General features: G+C 53.3%; 25 protein-coding genes. 3 read left to right on the forward strand and 22 right to left on the reverse strand.

Features of this window, described 5'->3' with window-relative positions:
• The 6 genes from F6R98_RS11285 to F6R98_RS11310 form a co-directional block, all read right to left on the reverse strand.
• A complete protein-coding gene (locus F6R98_RS11285; RefSeq protein ID WP_153249110.1) occupies positions 1-258 on the reverse strand; it encodes a helix-turn-helix domain-containing protein in 258 nt (85 codons plus the stop codon).
• A 203-nt stretch (positions 259-461) separates the two neighbouring features.
• Entirely contained in the window at positions 462-917 is a 456-nt protein-coding gene (locus F6R98_RS11290) for a hypothetical protein (RefSeq protein WP_153249111.1), read from the reverse strand.
• A 151-nt stretch (positions 918-1,068) separates the two neighbouring features.
• Positions 1,069-1,314 carry a DUF2442 domain-containing protein gene (locus tag F6R98_RS11295; protein WP_153249112.1) on the reverse strand — a complete coding sequence of 82 codons (246 nt, stop codon included), beginning with the start codon at positions 1,312-1,314 and terminating at the stop codon, positions 1,069-1,071.
• Complete coding sequence (locus tag F6R98_RS11300) at positions 1,292-1,525, reverse strand: DUF4160 domain-containing protein (protein WP_153249113.1); 234 nt, start codon at positions 1,523-1,525, stop codon at positions 1,292-1,294. The genes F6R98_RS11295 and F6R98_RS11300 overlap by 23 nt, the downstream gene beginning before the upstream one ends.
• Entirely contained in the window at positions 1,525-1,752 is a 228-nt protein-coding gene (locus F6R98_RS11305; RefSeq protein ID WP_153249114.1) for a DUF433 domain-containing protein, read from the reverse strand. Before F6R98_RS11305 ends, F6R98_RS11300 begins: the two co-directional genes overlap by 1 nt.
• Positions 1,753-1,755: 3 nt before the next feature.
• Positions 1,756-2,340, reverse strand: coding sequence for a tyrosine-type recombinase/integrase (locus F6R98_RS11310; RefSeq protein WP_265588087.1), 585 nt, complete (start codon positions 2,338-2,340; stop codon positions 1,756-1,758).
• Positions 2,341-2,556: 216 nt separating this feature from the next.
• Here F6R98_RS11310 and F6R98_RS11315 point away from each other — a divergent pair, with 216 nt between their 5' ends.
• The 3 genes from F6R98_RS11315 to F6R98_RS11325 are packed head-to-tail and all read left to right on the forward strand — an operon-like array spanning position 2,557 to position 4,543.
• The gene (locus tag F6R98_RS11315) at positions 2,557-3,297 is read left to right on the forward strand and encodes a tyrosine-type recombinase/integrase (RefSeq protein WP_153249031.1); all 741 of its coding nucleotides are present in this window, start codon (positions 2,557-2,559) and stop codon (positions 3,295-3,297) included.
• Complete coding sequence (locus F6R98_RS22470) at positions 3,297-3,464, forward strand: hypothetical protein (RefSeq protein ID WP_265588154.1); 168 nt, start codon at positions 3,297-3,299, stop codon at positions 3,462-3,464. The genes F6R98_RS11315 and F6R98_RS22470 overlap by 1 nt, the downstream gene beginning before the upstream one ends.
• Positions 3,461-4,543 (forward strand): IS91 family transposase, encoded by a 1,083-nt coding sequence (locus F6R98_RS11325; protein ID WP_153249029.1) that lies wholly within the window; start codon positions 3,461-3,463, stop codon positions 4,541-4,543. Before F6R98_RS22470 ends, F6R98_RS11325 begins: the two co-directional genes overlap by 4 nt.
• A gap of 780 nt (positions 4,544-5,323) precedes the next feature.
• On the opposite strand, the gene F6R98_RS11335 is transcribed toward F6R98_RS11325, so the two are convergent.
• The 16 genes from F6R98_RS11335 to F6R98_RS11410 form a co-directional block, all read right to left on the reverse strand.
• Positions 5,324-5,551 carry a hypothetical protein gene (locus F6R98_RS11335; protein ID WP_153249117.1) on the reverse strand — a complete coding sequence of 76 codons (228 nt, stop codon included), beginning with the start codon at positions 5,549-5,551 and terminating at the stop codon, positions 5,324-5,326.
• A gap of 105 nt (positions 5,552-5,656) precedes the next feature.
• The gene (locus tag F6R98_RS11340) at positions 5,657-6,580 is read right to left on the reverse strand and encodes a hypothetical protein (protein ID WP_153249118.1); all 924 of its coding nucleotides are present in this window, start codon (positions 6,578-6,580) and stop codon (positions 5,657-5,659) included.
• 575 nt (positions 6,581-7,155) lie between these two features.
• The gene (nqrF, locus tag F6R98_RS11345) at positions 7,156-8,376 is read right to left on the reverse strand and encodes an NADH:ubiquinone reductase (Na(+)-transporting) subunit F (protein WP_153249119.1); all 1,221 of its coding nucleotides are present in this window, start codon (positions 8,374-8,376) and stop codon (positions 7,156-7,158) included.
• Positions 8,377-8,388: 12 nt separating this feature from the next.
• A complete protein-coding gene (gene nqrE / locus F6R98_RS11350) occupies positions 8,389-8,997 on the reverse strand; it encodes an NADH:ubiquinone reductase (Na(+)-transporting) subunit E (protein ID WP_153249120.1) in 609 nt (202 codons plus the stop codon).
• Positions 8,997-9,659, reverse strand: a complete 663-nt coding sequence (locus F6R98_RS11355; RefSeq protein ID WP_153249121.1) for an NADH:ubiquinone reductase (Na(+)-transporting) subunit D — start codon at positions 9,657-9,659, stop codon at positions 8,997-8,999. Before F6R98_RS11355 ends, nqrE begins: the two co-directional genes overlap by 1 nt.
• A 4-nt stretch (positions 9,660-9,663) precedes the next feature.
• Positions 9,664-10,575 (reverse strand): Na(+)-translocating NADH-quinone reductase subunit C, encoded by a 912-nt coding sequence (locus F6R98_RS11360; protein WP_153249122.1) that lies wholly within the window; start codon positions 10,573-10,575, stop codon positions 9,664-9,666.
• Positions 10,568-11,770 carry an NADH:ubiquinone reductase (Na(+)-transporting) subunit B gene (locus F6R98_RS11365; protein ID WP_153249123.1) on the reverse strand — a complete coding sequence of 401 codons (1,203 nt, stop codon included), beginning with the start codon at positions 11,768-11,770 and terminating at the stop codon, positions 10,568-10,570. Before F6R98_RS11365 ends, F6R98_RS11360 begins: the two co-directional genes overlap by 8 nt.
• 5 nt (positions 11,771-11,775) lie before the next feature.
• Entirely contained in the window at positions 11,776-13,134 is a 1,359-nt protein-coding gene (locus tag F6R98_RS11370) for a Na(+)-translocating NADH-quinone reductase subunit A (protein ID WP_153249124.1), read from the reverse strand.
• Between the two features lie 279 nt (positions 13,135-13,413).
• Entirely contained in the window at positions 13,414-14,292 is an 879-nt protein-coding gene (gene ubiA / locus F6R98_RS11375) for a 4-hydroxybenzoate octaprenyltransferase (protein WP_265588088.1), read from the reverse strand.
• Between the two features lie 7 nt (positions 14,293-14,299).
• Complete coding sequence (locus F6R98_RS11380; RefSeq protein ID WP_194269901.1) at positions 14,300-14,860, reverse strand: chorismate--pyruvate lyase family protein; 561 nt, start codon at positions 14,858-14,860, stop codon at positions 14,300-14,302.
• Between the two features lie 159 nt (positions 14,861-15,019).
• Positions 15,020-17,107, reverse strand: a complete 2,088-nt coding sequence (gene recG, locus F6R98_RS11385) for an ATP-dependent DNA helicase RecG (protein ID WP_228124838.1) — start codon at positions 17,105-17,107, stop codon at positions 15,020-15,022.
• Positions 17,108-17,111: 4 nt separating this feature from the next.
• Entirely contained in the window at positions 17,112-17,513 is a 402-nt protein-coding gene (locus F6R98_RS11390) for a RidA family protein (RefSeq protein WP_153249126.1), read from the reverse strand.
• Positions 17,510-19,705 (reverse strand): RelA/SpoT family protein, encoded by a 2,196-nt coding sequence (locus tag F6R98_RS11395; RefSeq protein WP_153251023.1) that lies wholly within the window; start codon positions 19,703-19,705, stop codon positions 17,510-17,512. Before F6R98_RS11395 ends, F6R98_RS11390 begins: the two co-directional genes overlap by 4 nt.
• Before the next feature lie 101 nt (positions 19,706-19,806).
• The gene (gene rpoZ / locus F6R98_RS11400; RefSeq protein ID WP_153249127.1) at positions 19,807-20,091 is read right to left on the reverse strand and encodes a DNA-directed RNA polymerase subunit omega; all 285 of its coding nucleotides are present in this window, start codon (positions 20,089-20,091) and stop codon (positions 19,807-19,809) included.
• 266 nt (positions 20,092-20,357) lie between these two features.
• On the reverse strand, positions 20,358-21,539 hold the full coding sequence (locus F6R98_RS11405) for a phosphoglycerate kinase (protein WP_153249128.1): 1,182 nt from the start codon (positions 21,537-21,539) through the stop codon (positions 20,358-20,360).
• Between the two features lie 31 nt (positions 21,540-21,570).
• Complete coding sequence (locus F6R98_RS11410; RefSeq protein WP_153249129.1) at positions 21,571-22,128, reverse strand: thioredoxin family protein; 558 nt, start codon at positions 22,126-22,128, stop codon at positions 21,571-21,573.
• Positions 22,129-22,364 lie beyond the last annotated feature (236 nt).

A 22,364-nucleotide genomic window follows, 5' to 3' on the forward strand; every position in this document is an offset into this window, starting at 1 on the left:
TTATGCGCCCTCGCCAGTGTGCGAACGGCTGCGGCTTTCAACAAAGGCGAGAAGGTCTGATACGCGATACTTCACGCGCCGCCCGATCTTTACATAAACAAGTCCGTAACGTCCGGTGCTGCGCCACACTGATAGCGTTCCGGGAGAAACGTTGAGATATTGAGCCGCTTCCTGCTCGTTGAGCAGGTGGCTTTCAGCCAAAGCGCATAATGCGGGAAGTGTTGCGCGGGGTGCATTTGTAGATGTAACAGTTGTCATTGCTTAACCTCGATAAAGAAACCGAGATCATCATATCAAACTAATAAATGTTCAAAATCATATGCTTGGTACGGATAACCGGCTAACCGGACTAAATTGTTTCGCCATCAAATTCCTTCTTCCACTCGTAAAAAGTAGTGCGGCTAACCTTATGTTCTTTATCGCAATGAATTTGGAATGATTTAAGCTTCTTATGTGTGCGCTCATTCTCTGGTAGCGATGATTGCGCCAGATATTCGGCATACTCTTTTTTTTACAATCGGCTTGGCGGGGTGTCGATCTCGCGACCTGCTAGCATTAAAGTATTGATACCCTCGTAAAAAATATTGATAATTACCGCATAAACCGAGCATAACCCCAGCATCTATTAACTTTCCCATAGCATAGGTGTAGTCATGCTGGCGCATTGTTATTAGAGCCGCCTCTAAATATAAAACGGCGTATCCACAAGCTAAATGACCTGAGTCTTTTATATAGTCATTAAAAATATGTGTGCCGTTAAATGTGCCGCTACCATCTGAATCTAAACCGGTCACGGCGAACATTTCATTCTTTATTTTTTCAGGCAGGTACTCACCAAAAATATTATGTGCGGCACGACTTACATTATCTTCCAGTCTTTTCGACTCTTGAATTATGATTAACTCAATATCTCTCATGCTATCATTAGCTTAAATAAGACGTTCAACTTTCAGCGCAACCTAAAATAAATCCGTATTTAAAATTGCAAACCCAACTATGAGCATTTTAATGATTAGCATTATGCTATCGTTTAACTTGTCTATGCTCATGACTTAGCCTTGTGTTTTGTTATGCCGCTTCCTGATAACTTTTACCCAACAACATACTTTCGATACTTAAATGATAGTCTATTGCTTCCCATTCGATACCTGTACCTTGACAAATAAAGCGGTAATTATTTAGGTCATTAATAGAAGCACCCATCAGTTCCGCGTACCAACTCAGTGGCGTTGAAATAATACGCCCGTCTGTCAGTTCAACATGCAAATAACGATTATCAAAGCTAACGGTTTTACCCGCGATTGAAGTATTCATCCCATGCCCTCAAAAAGTTTGATTGATGTTCGCTTGTGATTTCCAGCGCCCGCCTTATCTCTTGCGGTTTGAATGTGCTGTTCACTACGCGCATAGTTCCAAGCTCGATTTTGGCGAAGTCACCGCCTTTCATAACGTGTATATGTTTCGGTTCATGCTCGTTGGCGTAGAAAAAGAATTTGTACCCGGCCAGATTCAATAATGTAGGCATTATGGTGCCTGTAGGCGTTCAAGTTGCCGCTCCTTGTCCGCTGCGAAACTCAAGCAGGCGTAAATATCCGGTTCTGTAAGTTCTGGGAAGTCCTCCACAATTTCAGCCGGTGTCATACCTGAAGCCAACTGTTCAAGAATATCGTAAACAGTGAGCCTCAATCCGCGAATACATGGCCTGCCGCCTCGCTTGCCGGGTTCAAGAGTAATGATGCCGTGGTAATCCATGATCTAACCTCTTGCTTGCTTAAGTTGGATAATCTGAGCCGATTCTTTTTTCATTCCGCCAGCTTCAAACATGGCGCTGGTGGCCTTGTTCATTGAATCGCGCACGGGGTCAATATCCAGCCGTGCATAAATCTGTGTTGTATTGACGCTCTTATGATTCAGCGACTTTCCAATGACGGACAGGCTTGCGCCGGTCTTGGCCTGCCAGCTTCCGAGACTACGCCTTAGATCGTGAATACGCAGGCTTTCGATATTCGCGCGTTTCAGTATTCGCGCCCACGCTTTTTTTGGCTCCACTAAATGGCCTGTTTTGCCTGAACTGGGGAATACCCATGTATCACAACATCCTTGCCGGTCGCGCAAAATATCTACAGCTTCCGGCCCCAGCGGGATTACCTGAGCCGTGCCGTTTTTGGTCATTGGTATACGCCACTCTTGGCGCTCGAAGCTGATTTGCTGCCATTGCATTTCAAGAACATTGGTTCGGCGTGCGCCGGTCAGCAAGCTCATCAACACATAATCGCGGATCGTGGTGTTTTCCTCCTGTCCGAGCGATTCAAAAAAACGGGGTAACTCGTCGGCCTGCAAAAACCTGTCGCGTGATTGTTCGGGAAACTTGGCGATACCGTGCGCCGGATTCTCGCCTTTGATAATGCGCCACTCGTTGATACCCTTGTTGGACGAAGCCGCTACGCGGAGAAACAGCCCATCCCCAGCAAGTTCGCATTCCAGTGCACGCTCAAAAAGATGAAAATGCAACCTCATCCCCGGCTCGGGGTTTTTTACTCATGAGGACGTATCGTAATGAAACCACATTTCCCCAGAGATTTCGAACAAAACTATCAAACCCTTCTCAAGCGACTTAAACTCAATGGCTTGCAACCCAAAACGATCGAAGCTTATTCTCGCGCCGTGCGTCGGGCGGGTGAGCGTTTCGCGTTTCAAATTGACGCATTGACCGAACAGCAGTTAACCGATTATTTCGCCGAACTGCTGGCATCCCACTCATGGAGTACCGTCAAACTCGACCTTTATGGCCTCAGGTTTTACTATGAGCATGTGCTGCACCAACCCTGGGTTGCGCCCGATCTGATCAAGCCGCCCAGATCGCAGCAGTTGCCTGATATTGTGACGGTCGAGCAAGCCCAACAAATCTTCGCGGCCACGCGCGTACTCAGTTACCGCGTGTTTTTTTATACCCTTTACAGCATGGGGTTACGGCTCGGCGAAGGACTGCGGCTGCAAGTCGGCGATATCGACGCGACGCGCCAGCGTGTGCATATCCGCGATGCCAAGGGCAACAAGGATCGTTTCGTGCCGCTACCCGCCGCCACTCTGCGGGTACTGCGCCGCTTCTGGCAAGTCCATCGCAACCCGATACTGTTATTTCCCAACCGGCTGGGCGGTCTGAAGCAGGCCCATCGCGCCGTCACGCCGCTCGACCGTGGCGGCGTGCAAAACACCTTGCGTATCGTAACGCAGGCCTGCGGGATTAAAAAAAACTCACGCCGCACAGCCTGCGCCACAGCTACGCAACCCACCTGATCGAAGCGGGCGTCGATCTGCTCGAAGTGCAGCAGATTCTCGGCCATCACTCCATACTCACCACCACGCGCTACACCCGCCTCACCCACCAAACCCAGAACAATGCCAAAGCACGCATCGACGCGCTGATGGATCGGATCGCAATCGGCTGGGGGAAGGTCAAATGATCCGGCTGGCCGACATCATTCAGACTTTCGAAGCCGGGTTTTTGCAACAATACACCGGCCAACTCCTGGCAGGCCAACGCAACGCACTTTCCGCGATCAGGAGCTGCCGCAGCGCCATGAGCCCAAAAATGCAGGCTGAATGCAGCGACTGCGCACATCAAATCCGGGTGCCGCACTCCTGCGGACACCGCAGTTGCCCGCATTGTCAGGCGCACGAATCGCAGCGCTGGATCGAACGACAGGTCGAAAAATTAGTGCCGGGCGACTATTTTCTGATCACATTCACCCTGCCGGCAGAACTGCGCCCGCTTGCCTTGAACAACCAGCAGGCCATATACCCACTGATCCTGCAATGTGCCTGGGACACGATACATAGCTTCAGCCAAAACGACAAAGCGCTGCAAGGCACCCCCGGGGCTGTCGCCGTATTGCATACCCACTCACGCGCACTGGATTACCACCCGCACACGCATCTGGTCGTACCCGCCGCAGCGATTGACAGCAAACGGCGGTTATGGCGCACCAAAAAAGCGAAGTACCTGTTCGACCACAAAGCCCTCGCCAAAGTATTTCGCGCCAAAATGCTGGATGGCATCCGACAAGCCGGGCTGGGCTTACCCAGGCGTTATCCGGAAAAATGGGTGGTTGATTGCAAAAACGTCGGCACGGGCGAAAAGGCATTGGTTTATCTGGGGCGTTATCTGTACCGTGGCGTGATACCGGAAAAGAACATCCTCCGCTGCGAAAACGACCAGGTGACGTACCGCTATCAAAACAGCAAAACCAAAAAGATAGAGCGCAGAACGGTCAGCGGTGTCGCGTTCTTACGCATGATACTGCAACACGTTCTACCCAAAGGCTTCCGCCGCGCCCGCAACTTCGGCTTTTTACATCCCAACAGCAAACGGCAGATCAAACTGCTGCAATTGCTCTTGAATCGGATACCCGATCCGGTATGGGTGGAGCCGAAAAAACGCCCGACGCTATGCTGCCCTTGTTGTGGCGGGGAAATGAAGATCGTGCGCACCGGCATCAAACCGGGATACGACCGCTTCACAATGGCGGAGGGAGCAGGATAGCGGGCAGCAACAGCGGAGATGAACATGTAATCGCACCCACCCACCCGCGCGTCCCGTTACCGGCTCTGACTTCAGGCGCTGAAGGACGCGGCTGGCCTGAAAATGGTCTAAACCGGGAGAATTCCACAGGGAAAGCTCGGTTCAATAAAAGCGTTGCTGCAACGGCAATGATGAAAAGGATAGAAAGGGCGCGAATGATGACCGAGCGCCCTCGAAAACCGAACTGCCCCAAAAGCTATTTCCATAGGAACCTCGTATCAACCGGGCTCGTCCAACAAACGGTTCAGATTGTGGCTCGCTTCGCGATCACAATCTAACCTTACTCGTTAGACTGCTACGGAGAGCAGTCGCCTGGGCTTGAGAGGTTTTTATGAGCGCTCCCGTTAGCGGGCCTAAGCAGCTAAAAGACGAACACCGCATTTCGAGATTTCTTGCGCGTCTTATTTTTCCTTTGTATAGGGAGATAAAGCGGATTCATTGGAGGGAGCGGCATGCTAACCTCGCGGGTAACGACTACCCATATTAGTCGGACACTTTAAGAATCGCAGAACATTCCCCGCATTTAATTACGTAAGTAACACGACGCTTGTCTTGTTCTGCGTCGTAAAGGTCGATCGGCATACGAACGAGCGTAGAAATGTGAGTATGACAGTGCGGGCATGTTGCGAAATATTTTGGTTCTTTGGTCATTGGGGTTCCCTTTAAAAAATTATGCCTACAAAGGAAGAAACGCTTAAAGAAGCAGTCTTGCACTTACTGCTCCCTGTCTGGGTATTTAAGTCAATCCGGCTTTCCTTGCGGAACCCCGACTCCGCCAGACGTATCTTCGATGCGGAATTGAGTCTCCTCAAGGTGTATTCCAGGCTCATCTTTGTCGCGACGCGCTACTATGTTCGGGTCGTGTTTAAGCTCGTAGTTTCGAGTCGCTTCTTTGCCGCGATCCTCAGACTTTCGGATGTTATCCATGTGAAAATTAAGGTCGTTCTCGTTGAGTTCTTCTTTAGACATTTCGATGCTCCGCTTTCGTCTAACGCAAAGTTGAGCGGACGCGCGCGACTCAGTGGAAAAGTGAGTGCAGCATCCATCGCGTCCGCTCGAACGTTTGGTTAGCAATCAACTATCTATCGGAGAGTAGGGAAGCTTAAGGCTCCTGCTACGTACACCCATTATTGATGTTAAAGATATATTCATGTTATGAGGTTTGCGATTTTCAGCTTTTTTTCTTCCCGGGTACTCCAATAGTGCGCGATCGGAGGGTGATGTATGTGTTGAAATTAATGGTATGGATTTATTTATTTCGTTTGGAAAATAATTTAAAGGTATTTTACTGATTTCCTGAAGCAGAGAAAATATTTTGTTTCCATCGAGATTGGGCTGCGCGATTTGTGCAACCTTGATGTGTTTTCTTACAATCGTGTCAAGACAAGAGCACATAAAATACAAATTGACTACATGATATGGAATGTCTCGATTGAGAGATATTGCACTATTGGAGTCAGGATGGACCTCAGGGTCTGGCCCTATTACATTCGCAGCAACCACACCTTCAACATAATAGCCAACAATTATTTTGTTACCCCATGCACCAGTAATAGGGCGAATTCTTCTGTGTTGATGCTTTATGAAGTTTATTATTTTCGATACGTGAGCTCTATATTCTATTGTAAGACCATTGAATTCTCTCGCAGCCTTTCCGGCCTGCTTCGAGTTTTTTTCGAACAATGATTTTATTATTGACTGACAAGCTTCGATGAAGTTTGCGGAGAAGAACAGAAAATTGAATATATCTACCCTAATATCATCTATTTCTTCCAGCCTAATGTCCTCGTTTTCTTTTTTTAATAAAATAATTGAGTTTATTCTTTTTGTTAATCGTGATGCGCTTTCAGTGGCGTCGTTAAAGGTTGTGACAAAAATATCAACAGGATGCATAAGCCCATGTTCAATGTGAAATATTTTTTCGTCTGGAATGCCATTCAAAGTCAATACTACTTGAGGATAATACCCTGAATCTCTATGTGGCAGTTCAAATTTCATACTGATGATCATTTTTTGCTAACGTAAAGTAGCAGGCCGATATGACGCAAAACATTGCGTCATATCGCAGCGTAAAGCCACGCAAAAACGACAAAACTTCATAACTTTCATAATATTAACAAGATATCGTACATCCTATAACAAATAACAAGACGCATCAACAGTCCGCGTACAGTAAAACCAATACGCCCGAGGCTACGCATCCATCAATAATGCTCACAAAAACACTTCACGGCCATTGAAGATGAAGCGAGGCAAGTCTGGCGAGACCTTCAGCGCCATGGATGGGCGCGGAGAGCCCCCAGGGATGGATTTACGGCGTGTCTCGACAGGGCCTTTGCCTCGGCTTCCGTCTTCTACGGCTTCCGCGCTATCACACATGCTGAATCTTTTTTTTAATCGGCACTACTTTCACAAAAAGCCAATGTCCAGTGGAAACAGGCCAAAAAAATCAGCATTTTATAAGCACAGTTCCGCCATGCAACAACTGCCAGTGGTTTTCATGCAGCCAGACAAACAAAAACGCCCTCCCCCGTTGCCGGAGAGAAGGCGTCATGTACAACCGGGAAGCCTGGTTAGCCGCCGAAGTCGTCGAGCATGATATTTTCGCGCTCGACGCCAAGATCGAGCAACATTTTGATTACCGAGCTGTTCATGATCGGCGGACCGCACAGATAATACTCGCAGTCCTCCGGAGCCGGGTGGTTCTTCAAATAGTTCTCGTATAGAACGTTATGTATGAACCCGGTATAGCCGGTCCAGTTGTCTTCCGGTTTCGGTTCCGACAAACCGATGTGCCAGGTGAAGTTCGGATTTTCGGCCTGCAGCTTGTCGAACTCGTCAACGTAGAACATTTCGCGGTAGGAACGCGCGCCGTACCAGAACGTCATCTTGCGCTTGCTCTTCAAACGGCGGAGTTGATCGAAAATATGCGAACGCATCGGCGCCATGCCGGCGCCGCCGCCGACGAATACCATTTCGTTCTCGGTTTCGCGCGCGAAGAACTCGCCGAACGGTCCGGAGATGGTGACTTTGTCGCCCGGTTTCAGGTTGAAGATGTAGGACGACATGATGCCCGGAGGTACGTCGTCCTTACCTGGAGGTGGCGTGGCGATACGCACGTTGAGCATGACGATGTCGCGCTCTTCCGGATAGCTTGCCATCGAATAGGCGCGGATGGCCGGTTCCTTGACCACGGATTCGTACTTCCACAGGTTGTACTTGTCCCATTCGTCGCGGAAGCGCTCTTCGATAATGAAGTCTTTGTACTTCGCATGGTAAGGCGGACATTCGATCTGTATATAGCCGCCGGCGCGGAAATCGATAGTCTCGCCGGCGGGCAGCTCCAGCACCAGTTCCTTGATGAAGGTTGCCTTGTTTTCGTTGGAGCGTACCGTGGTTTCCCACTTTTTAACGCCGAAAACAGAGTCTTCCACATGGATCTTCATGTTCTGCTTGACTGACACCTGGCATGCCAGACGCTCGCCGCAGGCCGCTTCGCGCTTACTGATATGCGACAGTTCGGTCGGCAGTATGTCCCCGCCGCCTTCCGTCACCCTGACCTTGCATTGTCCGCAGGTGCCGCCGCCGCCGCAGGCCGAAGACACAAACAGGCTGTTGTCCGCCAGCGCGGTCAGCAGTTTGGAGCCGATCGGCACATGGATCTTTTTTTCATGGTTGATTTCAATTTCAACATTACCTTCCGCCACCAGCTTCGATTTTGCGCCGAGGATGACAAACACCAGCGCAATAACGATAACGGTGAAAAAGGTAACGCCCAGAATAATTTCCAACATAGCGTTTTATCCTTAGAGCTGTATGCCTGAAAACGCCATGAATCCCATGGCCATCAGTCCGGCGGTGATGAAGGTAATGCCCAGCCCTCTCAAGCCGGGCGGCACGTCGCTGTACTTGAGTTTTTCGCGTACGCCCGCCATTGCGGTAATCGCCAGCGCCCAGCCGAATCCGCTCGATACGCCGTAAACCACGCTTTCGGAAAAGTTGTAGTCACGTTCGATCATGAACAGCGAACCGGCAAGTATCGCGCAGTTTACCGTGATCAACGGCAGGAAGATGCCGAGCGCGTTGTACAGTGCCGGAAAGAAACGATCCAGCGTCATTTCCAGAATCTGCACCAGCGCCGCAATCACGCCGATGCAGCTCATCAGCGCCAGAAAGCTCAGATTGGTGTCGTTGAGACCGGCCCAGGACAATGCGCCTTCCTTGAGCAGATAGCTGTAGATCAGATTATTGGCAGGCACGGTCAGCGCCTGCACTATCATGACCGCGATGCCCAGGCCCACTGCCGTGCCGATTTTTTTGGATACGGCAATAAAGGTGCACATGCCGAGGAAAAACGAAAGCGCCAGATTCTCGATAAAAATCGATTTGACGGCTAGACTGATCAAACCTTCCATTAGTGTGCCTCCCCGTGCGCTGCGTGGCTGATGGTAAAATCGGCCTTTTCAACCTGCGCCGGCTTCCACGCGCGCACCGCCCAGATCAGCAGGCCGATCAGGAAGAACGCGCTCGGCGGCAGCAGCAGCAAGCCGTTCGGCGTATACCAGCCGCCATCCTTGACCAGGGGCAGTATTTCCATGCCGAGCAGCTTGCCCGAACCGAACAGTTCTCTGACGATGGCGACGGTGATCAATACCAGGCTGTAACCCAGGCCATTGCCGATACCGTCCCAGAAGCTTTCCAGCGGCGGATTTTTCATCGCGTAGGCTTCGGCTCGCCCCATCACGATGCAGTTGGTGATGATCAAACCGACGAATACCGACAGCTTCTTGCTGATATCGTAGGCAAAGGCTTTCAGCAATTGATCGACCACGATAACCAGCGACGCGATAATCACCATCTGCGCGATGATGCGTATGCTGCTCGGAATGTGGTTGCGGATCGACGCAATACCGGCGCTCGAGAAAGCGGTTACCGCTGTCAGCGCCAGACTCATGATCAGGGCGGTTGACAACTGCGACGTTACCGCCAACGCCGAGCAGATACCCAGTACCTGCAGGGTGATCGGGTTATTGTCGACCAACGGGTCGAGCAGAACTTTTTTGGTTTCAGCTTCCATCGTTTTAACCTCTCTGTGATCTGAGTTTTGCCAGGTAAGGCGCAAAGCCTTCGCTACCCAGCCAGTAACGCACCAGATTGTTGACGCCGTTGCTGGTCAGCGTGGCGCCGGCCAGACCATCGACCTGATGCTGCGCGCCCGCACGGCTCGGATCGACCGATCCCTTGACCAGGCTCAGCACCGGTTCACCCACTTCGGTATGATGCTTGGCCTGAATCTCTATGCCCTGCTCCGCCGACTCCTTGTAAACCTTCTTGCCCTTCCAAAGCGCCTTCCATTTCGGATTGACCACTTCGCCGCCCAACCCCGGCGTTTCGCCCTGATCGAACAGGTTGAGTCCGATCACGGTCTGTCCGTCGCCTTCCAGCGCCAGGAATCCGTACATGGTGGACCACAGGCCGTAGCCGTTGACCGGTAAAATCACCGCCTTGACCTTGCCGTTTTCCTTTACCAGATAAACCTTGGCGAACTTCGATTTACGTCCGATCTTGGCAAGATCCTTGTCCTTGGGTATCTCAACGCTCAAACCGGGATCCTTGGCCGCTTTGCGCTGATCGAAGGTTTCAGGGTTGATAAAATCGGTGTAATCGCCGCTTTCCAGCTCGACCAGTTTCGGTTCGAATTGCTTGAATACCTCATCAACATTGGTATTGGCGTCCAGCATGCCGACCACTTCGAGTATGTTGACCTTTTCGTCCGCGGCCTTGTTCTTGACCTGCAACGGCTTGAGTATCACCGCTGAACCGGAAACCAGCACCGCGCCGACCAGACACAGCGCAAATGCGACGGCGATGGTCTTCTCAAAACTGTCGTTGGGAAGCGCAAGGACGCGCTTCGCGTAGATATTGGCCTGCTCCGCCCAGCGGGCAAACAGGTCGGAGACTTGCTGCTTCAGCTGATTAGTAGTACTAGACATTACGTTTTATCCTTCTATTGATGTTCGCCTGAACAACAAAGTAATCAATCAGCGGTGCGAATATGTTGGAGAACAGAATGGCCAACATGATGCCTTCCGGGAAGGCGGGATTCACAACGCGGATCAGCACCGTCATCACGCCGATCAGCGCGCCGAAGACCCAGCGCCCGGTCTGCGTCTGCGCGGCGCTGACCGGATCGGTCGCCATGTAGACCATGCCGAACGCAAAACCGCCCACGGTCAAATGCCAATACCAAGGCACGGTGAACATCACGTTGTCGCTGCTGATGAAGTTGAACAGCGTCGAAGTGGCCACCATCCCCAGAAACACGCCCGCCATGATGCGCCATGATGCGATGCGGGTGTAGAGCAGGAAGGCCGCGCCGATCAGTATGGCGATGACCGAGGTTTCTCCCATGGAGCCGGGCTCGATTCCGAACAGAGTCGCCCACCAGGAAATCCCGGCGGCATGGATGCCGTCCAGACCGCTCAGCGCCGCCACGCCCAGCGTCGTCGCGCCGCTGAAACCGTCCACAGCCGTCCATACCGCATCCCCCGACATTGAGGCGGGATATGCAAAATACAGGAAGGCGCGGCCGGTCAGCGCCGGATTCATGAAGTTTTTGCCTGTTCCGCCAAACACTTCCTTACCCATTACCACGCCGAAGGAAATGCCCAAAGCCACCTGCCACAACGGCACATCCGGCGGCATGGTCAACGCGAACAATATCGAAGAAACGAAAAAGCCTTCGTTGATGTCATGTTTACGCACCGTTGCAAACAGCACTTCCCAGATACCGCCCACGGCCAGAGTCACAATGTAGACCGGGAAGAAATACAAGGCTCCATGCAGAAAAACCGAAATCGGGTTATAAGGGCTGTAGCCGACTATATCGAGGATGAAACCTCGCCAGCCGGGCGCCGATGTCAAGCCTATCATCTGCATTGCGCTATTGGCCTGATAGCCGGTGTTGAACAGCGCTACCACCAGGCACGGCAATGCCGCAATCCACACGTAGGTCATGACCCGCTTCAGATCGATCGCATCGCGCACGTGGGTATTGCCGCGTGTGACGTCGGCGGGTGAATACAAAAATGTGTCCACCATCTCATATACGGGGTATAGACGCTCAAAGCGCCCGCCCTTGGCAAACGAGGGGTGGATCTTGTCTAAAAACTGTCGAGTACTGGACATTAGCCTTAGCCTTCCTTCTCAATTTGGGTCAGATTCTGACGTAGCGCGATACCAAAATCGTGCTTTCCCGGATCGACAAAGGTGCATAGCGCCAGATCTTCCTCGTCCAATTCGAGACAACCCAACAACTGTGCCTGATCGCTATCGCCGATAACCAGGGATTTCAGCAGCTGGGTAGGCAGAATATCGAGAGGCATCACGTCCTCGTAAACGCCTACCGGGACGATCGCGCGCGGACTGCCGTATTTGTCGGTGTTCAACGGGAACTTTTTGCCGCGTGCCTTGGGCAGGCTCGACAGCAACACGTTCAGGAACGAAAACTTTTTCTCGCTCGGTACGACCCAGCCGAAAAACTCGCGCTCGCGGCCTTCTTCCAGCACCGATACCTGATTGTGGTAACTGCCGAGAAAAGTAAACGCGCCTTCCACCTGACGTCCGGACAATACCGAACCGGAAATTACCCGGGCCTCTTTGCCGGCTATGAGCTGATCCTTGACCAGATCGCAAAGATTGGCGCCGACGCGGGTGCGAACCAGACGCGGACGTCTGACCAAAGGTCCGGCCAGCGACACGATGCGCTCCACGTTCAGCCGTCCGGTGGTAAACAGCGCGCCGATGGCGATTACCGACTGATAGTCCAGGCTCCACACCGAGCGCGTGGCGCTGACCGGAGCGAGATAGTGGATATGCGTTCCGGCCAGACCCGCGGGGTGCGGCCCGCTGAACTCGGCGGTTTCCATTTTTGCCACGCCGGCGTCAGGGAATCTGTGCCTGGGCGACTGGCAAAGATAAACCTTGCCGTCGGTCAGCTTTGCAATCAGGGCCAGACCGTTTTTGAAGTCTTCGACTCGCTCGCGGACCACGACTTCCGGATTGGCGGCCAGCGGGTTGGTGTCGATAGCCGTTACAAAGATCGAATGCGGAACGGCGTCGGAACCGGGAACCTTGCTGTACGGGCGAGTGCGGAAGGATGTCCACAGCCCCGAAGCAAGCAGATTGTCGCGAACCTGCTCCCGGCTTAACTCCGACAGCTCCTGCTGACTCCAGGAAGGAAAGCCGGCTTCGTCCTGACCGTCCAGTTCGACTACAACCGACTGCAGCACGCGCTTTTCACCGCGATTAATCGACTTGACTATCCCCGATCCCGGCGAGGTAAACACCACTTTCGAATCCGCTTTATCGAAAAAAAGAACATCGCCCAGTTTGACGCGGTCTCCTTCGGACACCTTCAAACTGGGTTTTAATCCCACATAATCCAGGCCTGTCAATGCGACTGAGCCGGGTATACCTGCATCATTGTATATCAACTGCTCAGGTTCGCCGGTAATAGGCAAATCCAAGCCTTTGGTTATTTTTATAAGCATATTTCGAGCCTGTTTTTCAGACAAAATTACGGCCATGCCACTGCCTTGCGCCGCCAGGGGAGCCCCCCATAGGCACAGGAATGAGCTGCGATTACCCGATTGAACGAACCACTTTGCAGAGGCGTCTGTCCCTATGCGCAACAAAGACCACCCCCGATGGAGAAGTCCACTGAACCATACGAACCAGTTCGGCATTACATCATAAAACCACCTGTTGCGACAATGCGCCGCATCGGGCGGCGCCGTTACGGAAATCCGAATTTGGCAGGAAATATGCTTTCACAATAATGCATCCACGGCCAAACCGGCGAATACGGCGGCGCCAAACCAGTTGTTATGCAAAAAAGCGCGAAAACAAGCGGACTTTTCTTCATCCCGCACCAGATATTGCTGCCAGACGAAACAGCCTGCTCCCACTGACAAACCGGCGTAATAAGCAGATCCAAGCCCGGCCTGTATACCCACCCAGCCAAGAACAAGCAGCATCAGCGCTTGCAGGCCGGCGACTACAGACCGCACATGACGCCCAAACAGGATCGCAGTGGACTTGACTCCGACTGTGACGTCGTCGTCTCGATCAACCATCGCATAAAGCGTGTCGTAAATCAGCGCCCACAGCACGACAGCCAGAAACAGCCACCACGCGACAGCAGGCACCTGCCCGGTCTGCGCGGCAAAACTCATGGGTACCGCCCAACCGAAAGCAATGCCAAGATAAGCCTGCGGCAAATGGGTGTAACGCTTCATAAACGGGTAGGAAGCGGCAAGAAATGCGCCGATTACCGATAACAAAATAGTCAATGCATTCAGCAGCAAGGTTAGATCGAACGCCAGCAATATCAATAATAAAAAAAACAGCAGCGCCTGATTTGGCGCTATTTCGCCGGCGGCTATCGGTCTTAAGCGCGTGCGCTCCACATGCGGATCGAATTCGCGGTCGGCGTAGTCGTTGATGACGCAGCCGGCAGAACGCATCACGATCACTCCGGCAACAATCACCATGGAAATCAATAAATCAGGCTTACCATTCCCGGCGATCCACAATGACCACAATGCCGGCCACAACAACAGAAATACGCCTATCGGCTTATCGAGACGCATCAGCCGCCAATAGCTGAACAGTATGCCGCGCGCAATCCTGGTATGTAATTCGCTCACGCCTGCCTCACAGAGAAAACAACAGTTTAGACAAAAAAAACTCGCAAACCAGCATATGTCCGCCGGCGACCCGGTACAGAGAGCGCCGCCCCCACGCAGCCTCCCGTCCGGCAAATCGCGCAGCCTCCTGCCGCCAGTCGATAGCGTCGATCCGGGCATAATCCAGGCAATCCCGGCGCAAGCCTCTATAAGAAAACAATATTTCTCCAAGCGGTCGGGTACCCAACCGCGTCAGGCGCTTGCCGCCCCCTTGCAGCACATCGAACGGCATGACCGAGCGCGCCATCACCATCGGAAGCCCGCCATTACACAATAACACCTCGCGTATCAAAGCATGTCGATACGAAGGCATTCCCAATAAACTCGCTTCATCCTGATAAGGATGCAGCCAGGATTGGTTTACCACCCTCAACTTGAAATTATCGCCATATAAACGCCGCAAGCGGGCGGTAAGCGAACCGTTTTCATAAATCCAGGATGCAACGGGAAAGGGAATACACGTCCGGGCGAGGGTGTTTGCAGTACGCCAGCGCGGTTCGCGCAGAAGCAATTGGCTACGTTTCGACAAAATCTGCCTTAAAATGGAAATGATTATTTTATGATTAAGGAATAATTGAGGCAATTAACTATCGCCGGACGCAACGCTACATGAACGCCGGCAGGGCTCGACTGCTTACCCAGGCTACAAAACAGGGAGCCGTCCCGGTTATCCTCCTGATTGGGGAAATCACACCTCGGCATAGCGCGCGCCCTGCCCCAGCCAACGCGATATGAGCGGCTCGACGCACTCGGGCTCATCGCGCAACAGATCTTCGGCTACCGTTTTTACATCATCGAGCAGGCCGGAATCGCGTATCAGATCGGCGACACGAAACTGCATCAACCCGGTTTGCCGCACGCCTAAAAACTCGCCGGGGCCGCGCAGCTCCAGATCCTTTTCCGCAATGACAAAACCGTCCTGCGTGGCGCGCAATATGCCAAGCCGTTGTTTTGCCGTAACCGAAAGCGGCGATTGATAAAGCAGCACACAAAAGCTTTCGCCTTCGCCGCGTCCAACGCGTCCGCGCAGTTGATGCAGTTGCGACAGCCCCAAACGCTCGGGGTTTTCGATCACCATCAGTCCGGCATTCGGCACGTCGACGCCGACTTCTATCACAGTGGTCGCCACCAGCAAATCATATAGTCCGGACTTGAAGTCCTGCATCGCCTGCTCTTTCTGAGCGGCGCGCATTCTTCCATGTATCAAAGCGACGCGTACTCCCGGCAAAGCGGCGGTCAGCGCCTGGGCAGTCTGCTCGGCGGCCTGACAGGACAACAGCTCGGATTCCTCGATCAGGGTACACACCCAATAAGCCTGGCGCCGCTGCCCAACCCAGTCATGAATGCGCTGTACAACCTCACCGCGGCGCGAGGACGGCATCGCCACCGTCTGTACCGGTTTCCTGCCCGGCGGCAGCTCATCGATAACCGAGACATCCAGATCGGCATAGCCGAGCATGGCCAGGGTACGCGGAATCGGCGTCGCGGTCATGACCAGCTGATGCGGGCAGTTGCCGTCCCGTCCGCCCTTTTCTTTCAGCGCCAGACGTTGATGCACGCCGAAGCGATGCTGCTCGTCGATAATAACCAGCCCGAGACGCTGAAATATCACGCTTTCCTGAAACAGGGCGTGCGTACCCAACACGATATTAACCAGTCCTGAACCGAGCGCAAACAAAACGGTTTCCCGCTCGCTTGCTTTTTGCCTGCCGCTCAAGAATCCCACATTGACGCCCAGCGGCGTCAGCCAGCGTAAAAAGGTCTGATAATGCTGCTCCGCCAGCAACTCGGTCGGCGCCATGATAGCGACCTGAAACCCTGAAGCCACCGCGATCAATGCCGCGCGCGCAGCGACCACGGTTTTTCCCGATCCGACGTCGCCTTGCAATAGGCGCATCATCGGTTTTTCCCCGGCAAGATCACGTTCTATTTCGGCAATGACCCGTTGCTGGGCGGCTGTCATATGAAAAGGCAGGACAGCGCTGAACGCTTGCTCCAATACGGCATTCGGACGCATTAACGGCGCGCGCCTCGTGCGGCTTATTTTGAAACGGCTCAGGCTCAAATGATGGGCAAGAAGTTCTTCGAAAGCCAGCCGTTGCTGCGCTTGATTAATCGAGTCTGCGCTATCGCTTCCGGGCGGCGGACTATGCAACGTCTGGATGGCGTCGAACAGCGCGGGAAAAGCCAAGCCATCGACAACCCGCCGCGGCAGCCAGTCCGTCAAGGCCGATGCCGCTACGCTATCGTCACGGTAATAAGTCAATGCATCCTGAATCAGCCTGCGCAACAGGCGCTGCTGCAAGCCGTCGGTTGACGGGTAAACAGGGGTCAGCGACGCTTCGATCCGGCCCTGCTCTCCGCTCGCAACCTCCCGGTACTCGGGATGCGTCATTTCCTTGCCTGCTCGTCCGTACCCGGCTTCGCGAACTTCGCCGAAACAACGCAACAAAACGCCTGTGCGCATACGCTCGCGCTGTGCGGCGCTATAGTGAAAAAAACGCAGACCGATGCTGGCGTTACCGTCATTCAGATAACAAACCAGAGAGTGCTGGCGTATACCTTGCTCTTCAACTGTTTCAATGTAACCTTCGATCAGTGCGAAATCACCGTGTCTCAGCTGGTTTATACCCTTGATAACCGTGCGATCTTCATAACGTAGCGGCAGATGAAACACCAGATCGTGCAGCGTATGCAATCCCAGGCGCTCAAGACGCTCCAGGGTTTTTCCGCCGACGCCGCGCAGCGCCGTCAACGGCGGCGGCGTGTGTTTCACCCCATTAACGAGTCAACACCATAATACCGTCCATTTCGACAGCGGCGCCGCGCGGCAGCGATGCCACGCCGATAGCCGCGCGCGCCGGATACGGCTCGGTAAAATAACCGGCCATGATTTCATTCAATAGCGAAAAATGCGCCAGATCGGTCAGAAAAATATTCAGTTTGACTACATCCTGCAATGAACCGCCGCCGGCTGCCGCAACCGCGGACAAATTATCGAACACCTGCCGTATCTGATTTTCCACCGTATCGTCAACCAGCGTCATCGTCGCCGGGTCCAGCGGTATCTGACCGGAAAGGTAAACTGTTTCGGTTTCGCCGCCCGAAATTTTGACGGCCTGCGAGTAAGTGCCTATAGCCTTCGGCGCATTATCGGTATGTATTACGGTTTTTTCTGTCATTTGTGCTTTCTCAACTCAGCCTTGTTCCTGGAAATTTTCAAAACTACCGAAAGTTTACGCAATTCGCGCATGACGTTGGCAAGATGTATTCTATCCTTGACCTGCAGTGTAATAATATCGGTAGACACGCGCGCGTCCTGATTGTTTATCTGCACATTTTCGATATTGGCGTGCATGCGCGACAATACCGCAGCGACCTTGGCAAGCGTCCCGAGCTGATTCAGCAGTTCCAGCCGGACTTCCACGGAGAATTCCCCGCTGACATGGCGATCCCATTCGACATCCAGCCAGTTGAGCTGCTTTTTACGCAGATCATGCACGTTTTTGCATTCGTTGAGATGAATGACGATGCCCTTGCCCGGATTGAAAAATCCGACGATGGGATCGCCCGGAATAGGCCGGCAGCAACGCGCCAGACTGACTACCATCCCTTCAGTGCCTTTTATTATCAGCGGCTTGTGCTTTACCGGCGCATCTTCGCCCGGTTCACTTTCCTCCGCGGGTAGTTGCGCCTTGTCATTGAGCAGCAAACGGGCTACCAGGAAAGGCAAACGATTGCCCAGACCTAAATCTTCCAGCAATTGATCCATCGACGGTGAATCGAGCGCCGTCAACAGCGCCTTGGTCTGTTTCAGGGTAAGCTCTTCGAAACGCCGGTTGTGCTCGCTGAGTTCCTTATCCAGCAAGCGCCGCCCCAGACTGATCGCCTCCTGTACCTGGAAATGGCGCAGATAAGCGCGGATACTGGCCCGCGCCTTGGCCGTAACGACGAAGTTCAGCCACAGAGGATTGGGTTTGGCCCAGGGCGCGGTGATAATCTCCACAGTCTGGCCGTTCTGCAAAATCGTTTGCAGCGGGGCCAGTACGCGATCCATGCGCGCCGACACGCAGGCGTTGCCTATGTCGGTATGCACGGCATAGGCGAAGTCGACTATGGTCGCACCGCGCGGCAGCTTGATAATCTTGCCCTTGGGGGTCAATACATAGACTTCCTGCTGGAACAGATCGACCTTCAGATTCTCCAGAAACTCCAGCGAATCCCCGGCGTCTTTCTGGATTTCAACCAGATCGCGCAGCCATTCGTCGGCGCGGGTAATCGGCGCCGACGCACGCGTATCGTCCGATTTGTACGCCCAGTGGGCCGCAACGCCGGATTCCGCTATCTGATGCATGCTGCGCGTGCGAATCTGAATTTCCAGAGGCAATCCATCCGGTCCCACCAGCGTGGTATGCAGCGACTGATAGCCGTTCGCTTTCGGCACGGCAATATAGTCCTTGAAACGCCCCGGAACCGGCTTAAACAGGCTATGGGTAATGCCCAGCGCGCGGTAGCACTCGTCCACCTCGTTGATGACGATGCGGAATGCGTAGACATCAAATACTTCCGCAAAAGAACGGCGCTTGCCGCGCATTTTTTGGTAAATGCTGTACAAGTGCTTTTCGCGGCCGATCACCTGACTGTCAGTCAGTCCGGCGTCGGCCAGACGCTGGGTAATAGCCGCTTCAACCGTGCCGACAACCTCCTTGCGCGGACCTCTCGCTTTGCTTACGGCTTGCTCCAGCACGCGGTAACGATAAGGATAAAGCGCGCTGAACCCCAGATCCTCGAGTTCAAGTCGCACTTCGTTCATACCCAAACGATTGGCTATGGGCGCATAAATATCCAGGGTTTCCCTGGCGATACGACGGCGGCGCTCCGGCGTCATGACGCCCAGCGTTCTCATATTATGCAAACGGTCGGCCAGTTTCACCATGATGACGCGCAAATCCTTGACCATGGCCATGACCATTTTGCGTAAATTCTGCGCCTGGGCTTCCGCGCGCGATTTGCAGTCAAGTTGGGTCAGTTTGCTGACGCCGTCAACCAGATTGGCTACTTCGTCGCCAAATTGCTCGGCCAGTTGCGCCTTGGTAACGGCCGAGTCTTCGATAACGTCATGCAGCAGCCCGGCAATGATGCCGCGCGCGTCCATGCGCATGCCGGCCAGTATGATGGCAACCGATACCGGATGGCAGATATAGGCTTCTCCGCTTACCCTGAACTGGCCTTCATGCGAGGCGGCGGCAAGATCGTAGGCGCGCTGTACATCCGCAAGATGAGCCGAAGGCAGGTATTCGGCAAGCATCGCGTTTAAACGCCGCAGCAGTTTATTCTGCGGCAATTCGGAGGCAATATCGAACGGCACAGCCATGGGCAAACCGCCATCGAAAAATCGCGCGGGCGCCGTATCCTGCTCGTTATGTGTCGCTTCCGCCTCCCCGGTCATTTTAAATCAACGCCCCCTGCCAGAAGTTATAACTGATCGTCATCCAAATCCACAACATCATCGTGCATATTGAAAACCGGACGCTCGATCTTGAAACGTTCGTGTTTAACCGCTTCTTTAAGATAATCGCGCGTAATTAATCCTGCGGCAATCTCCCTTAGCGCCATCACCGTAGGTTTATCGTGATCCCACGGCAGCTTGGCGTCGTCAGGATGCCGGCTTAACTGTCGTGCGCGCTTGGAACCCAGTAATACCAATTGAAAACGATTATCCACCTGATCAAGACAATCTTCCACTGTAACTCTAGCCATATCATTTCCTTTAATTATTTGTTTTATAGTAACTATTCAGCGCATTTTCCAGGAGCCGCGGTATCCCCGAACCAACCCGTTCGTGCCGGGCCCTTCGGCTACGCTCTCCAGAGCGCTGCCGAAGCATGGGGAATTAACTTCAAGCAATGCTATTTCCATTCAACCTTACAACGGCCTCGGAGCCTGTTCTGAGCGAAACCGTAAGGAACGAACGAAAACCCATGAGGCCGGCAGGTTGCTGTTTGTTTAAAACCGCAGCCTCACGATTACGGCGCAGCGCGCTCTTCCAGTATCGCCACTGCCGGCAGCACCTTGCCTTCCAGGTATTCCAGGAACGCCCCGCCTGCCGTGGATATATAGCTGACCTGATCGTAAATGCCGTATTTTTGTATCGCCGCAATGGTGTCGCCGCCGCCGGCAAGCGTGAACGCGTCCGTCGCCGCTATGGCCGCAGCAAGCGTTTTGGTGCCTTCGCCGAACTGATCGAACTCGAAGACGCCTACCGGGCCGTTCCATACTACCGTGCCCGCTTTGGCGACTATGGCGGCCAGCTCCTGTGCGGATTTCGGCCCGATATCGAAAATCATTTCATCGTCCTCTACCTGATCCGCAGTTTTCAATACCGCCGGTTCATTGGCGTCGAAATGCTTACCGACCACGACATCCACGGCGATGGGAATCGCCGCGCCGCGCGCGCGCATGTTTTCTATCAGCGATTTGGCGACAGGCACCAGATCCTCTTCATATAGCGACTTGCCTACGTTATGCCCCATAGCCTTAAGAAAGGTATTGGCAATGCCGCCGCCTACAACCAATTGATCCACTTTTGAGGCAAGCGACTCCAGCACGGTCAATTTGGTTGAAACCTTGCTGCCGCCGACTATTGCGACCAGCGGACGAGCCGGATGAGCGAGCGCCTTACCCAGCGCATCCAGTTCATCGGTCAGCAAAATACCGGCGCAGGCAATCGGAGCATAACGGGCGACGCCATAGGTGGAGGCTTCGGCGCGATGCGCGGTCCCGAACGCGTCCATCACAAAAATATCGCATAGCGCGGCATACTTGCGTGCTGTTTCGTCCAGATTTTTCTTCTCACCGATATTGAAGCGGCAATTTTCCAGTACGACCAGTTCGCCCGGAGCCACATCGAAACCTCCGTCGACCCAATCGCGAATCAGGCGCACCGGCTTGCCCAGACGCGCAGCGATGCTGTCGACCACCGGCTGCAATGAATTTTCCGCGGACCAGACCCCTTCCTCGGGACGTCCAAGGTGCGACGTGACCATCACGCGCGCTCCGGCATCCAATGCAAATTTCAGCGTCGCCATTGAAGCGGCGATACGCGCGTCGGATGTGACCTTGCCATCCTTGACCGGCACATTCAGATCGGCGCGTATCAGCACCCGCCGATCGGCCAGGTCCAGAGCTATCATTCGTTTGAACGTCATAAAAACTCCTCGCAACACTTGCTTCTGTTATCTAATCTTCACGCCATTTGATCGAGCACCCGATACTGGGGATCTGCTCGCGCGGCCCCGAACCGGTCAATGCCACCTGCTTCATTGCCTCGAACAGATCGCGCCGCACACCCTTGGCAGCGGGCTCCTTGCGGCTCTCGTCCAGACGCCCGCGATATTGCAGTTCCAGCCGGGCGTTATAACCGAAAAAGTCCGGCGTGCACACCGCGCCATAAGCTCTGGCGATCTGCTGCGTATCGTCGTACAAATACGGAAACGGAAATGCGAACTCATGCGCAACCTTCACCATATTGTCGAAGGAGTCTTCCGGATAATCAGCAACATCGTTCGGCATAACCGCTACCGAATGAATTCCGTAGCCGCGTAACTCCAACGCATCGCGAACGATACGCTCGCGCACCGCTTTAACATAAGGGCAGTGGTTGCAGATAAACATCATCAACAGCCCGTTCTCGCCGCGGCACTGTTCCAGCGTCCATATCCGGCCGTCGACTCCCTGCAAGGAAAAATCGACGGCTTTTCGGTCAAAGTCGCACACGGGTGTTTCTAAACGCGCCATAAAACTCAATTCACCATTTATGGATGATCTTGGGATAATACCAAATTACCGCCCAATCAGGCCAGAAAAGCCAATTCGAATGCAGAAAATCGCGATAATCAAATTTGGCCGCGCGCACTCGGATGCAATAAGGATATGATCTATGCGCGCCCGCCATAATGACAGCCGCTACGCTTACTTAAGCACTTGTGGAATCGAAAGAACTGTGTTTTCCTGATTTGAAGGCCGGAGACAAA

The sequence above is a fragment of the Candidatus Methylospira mobilis genome, assembly GCF_009498235.1.
Classification (GTDB): domain Bacteria; phylum Pseudomonadota; class Gammaproteobacteria; order Methylococcales; family Methylococcaceae; genus Methylospira; species Methylospira mobilis.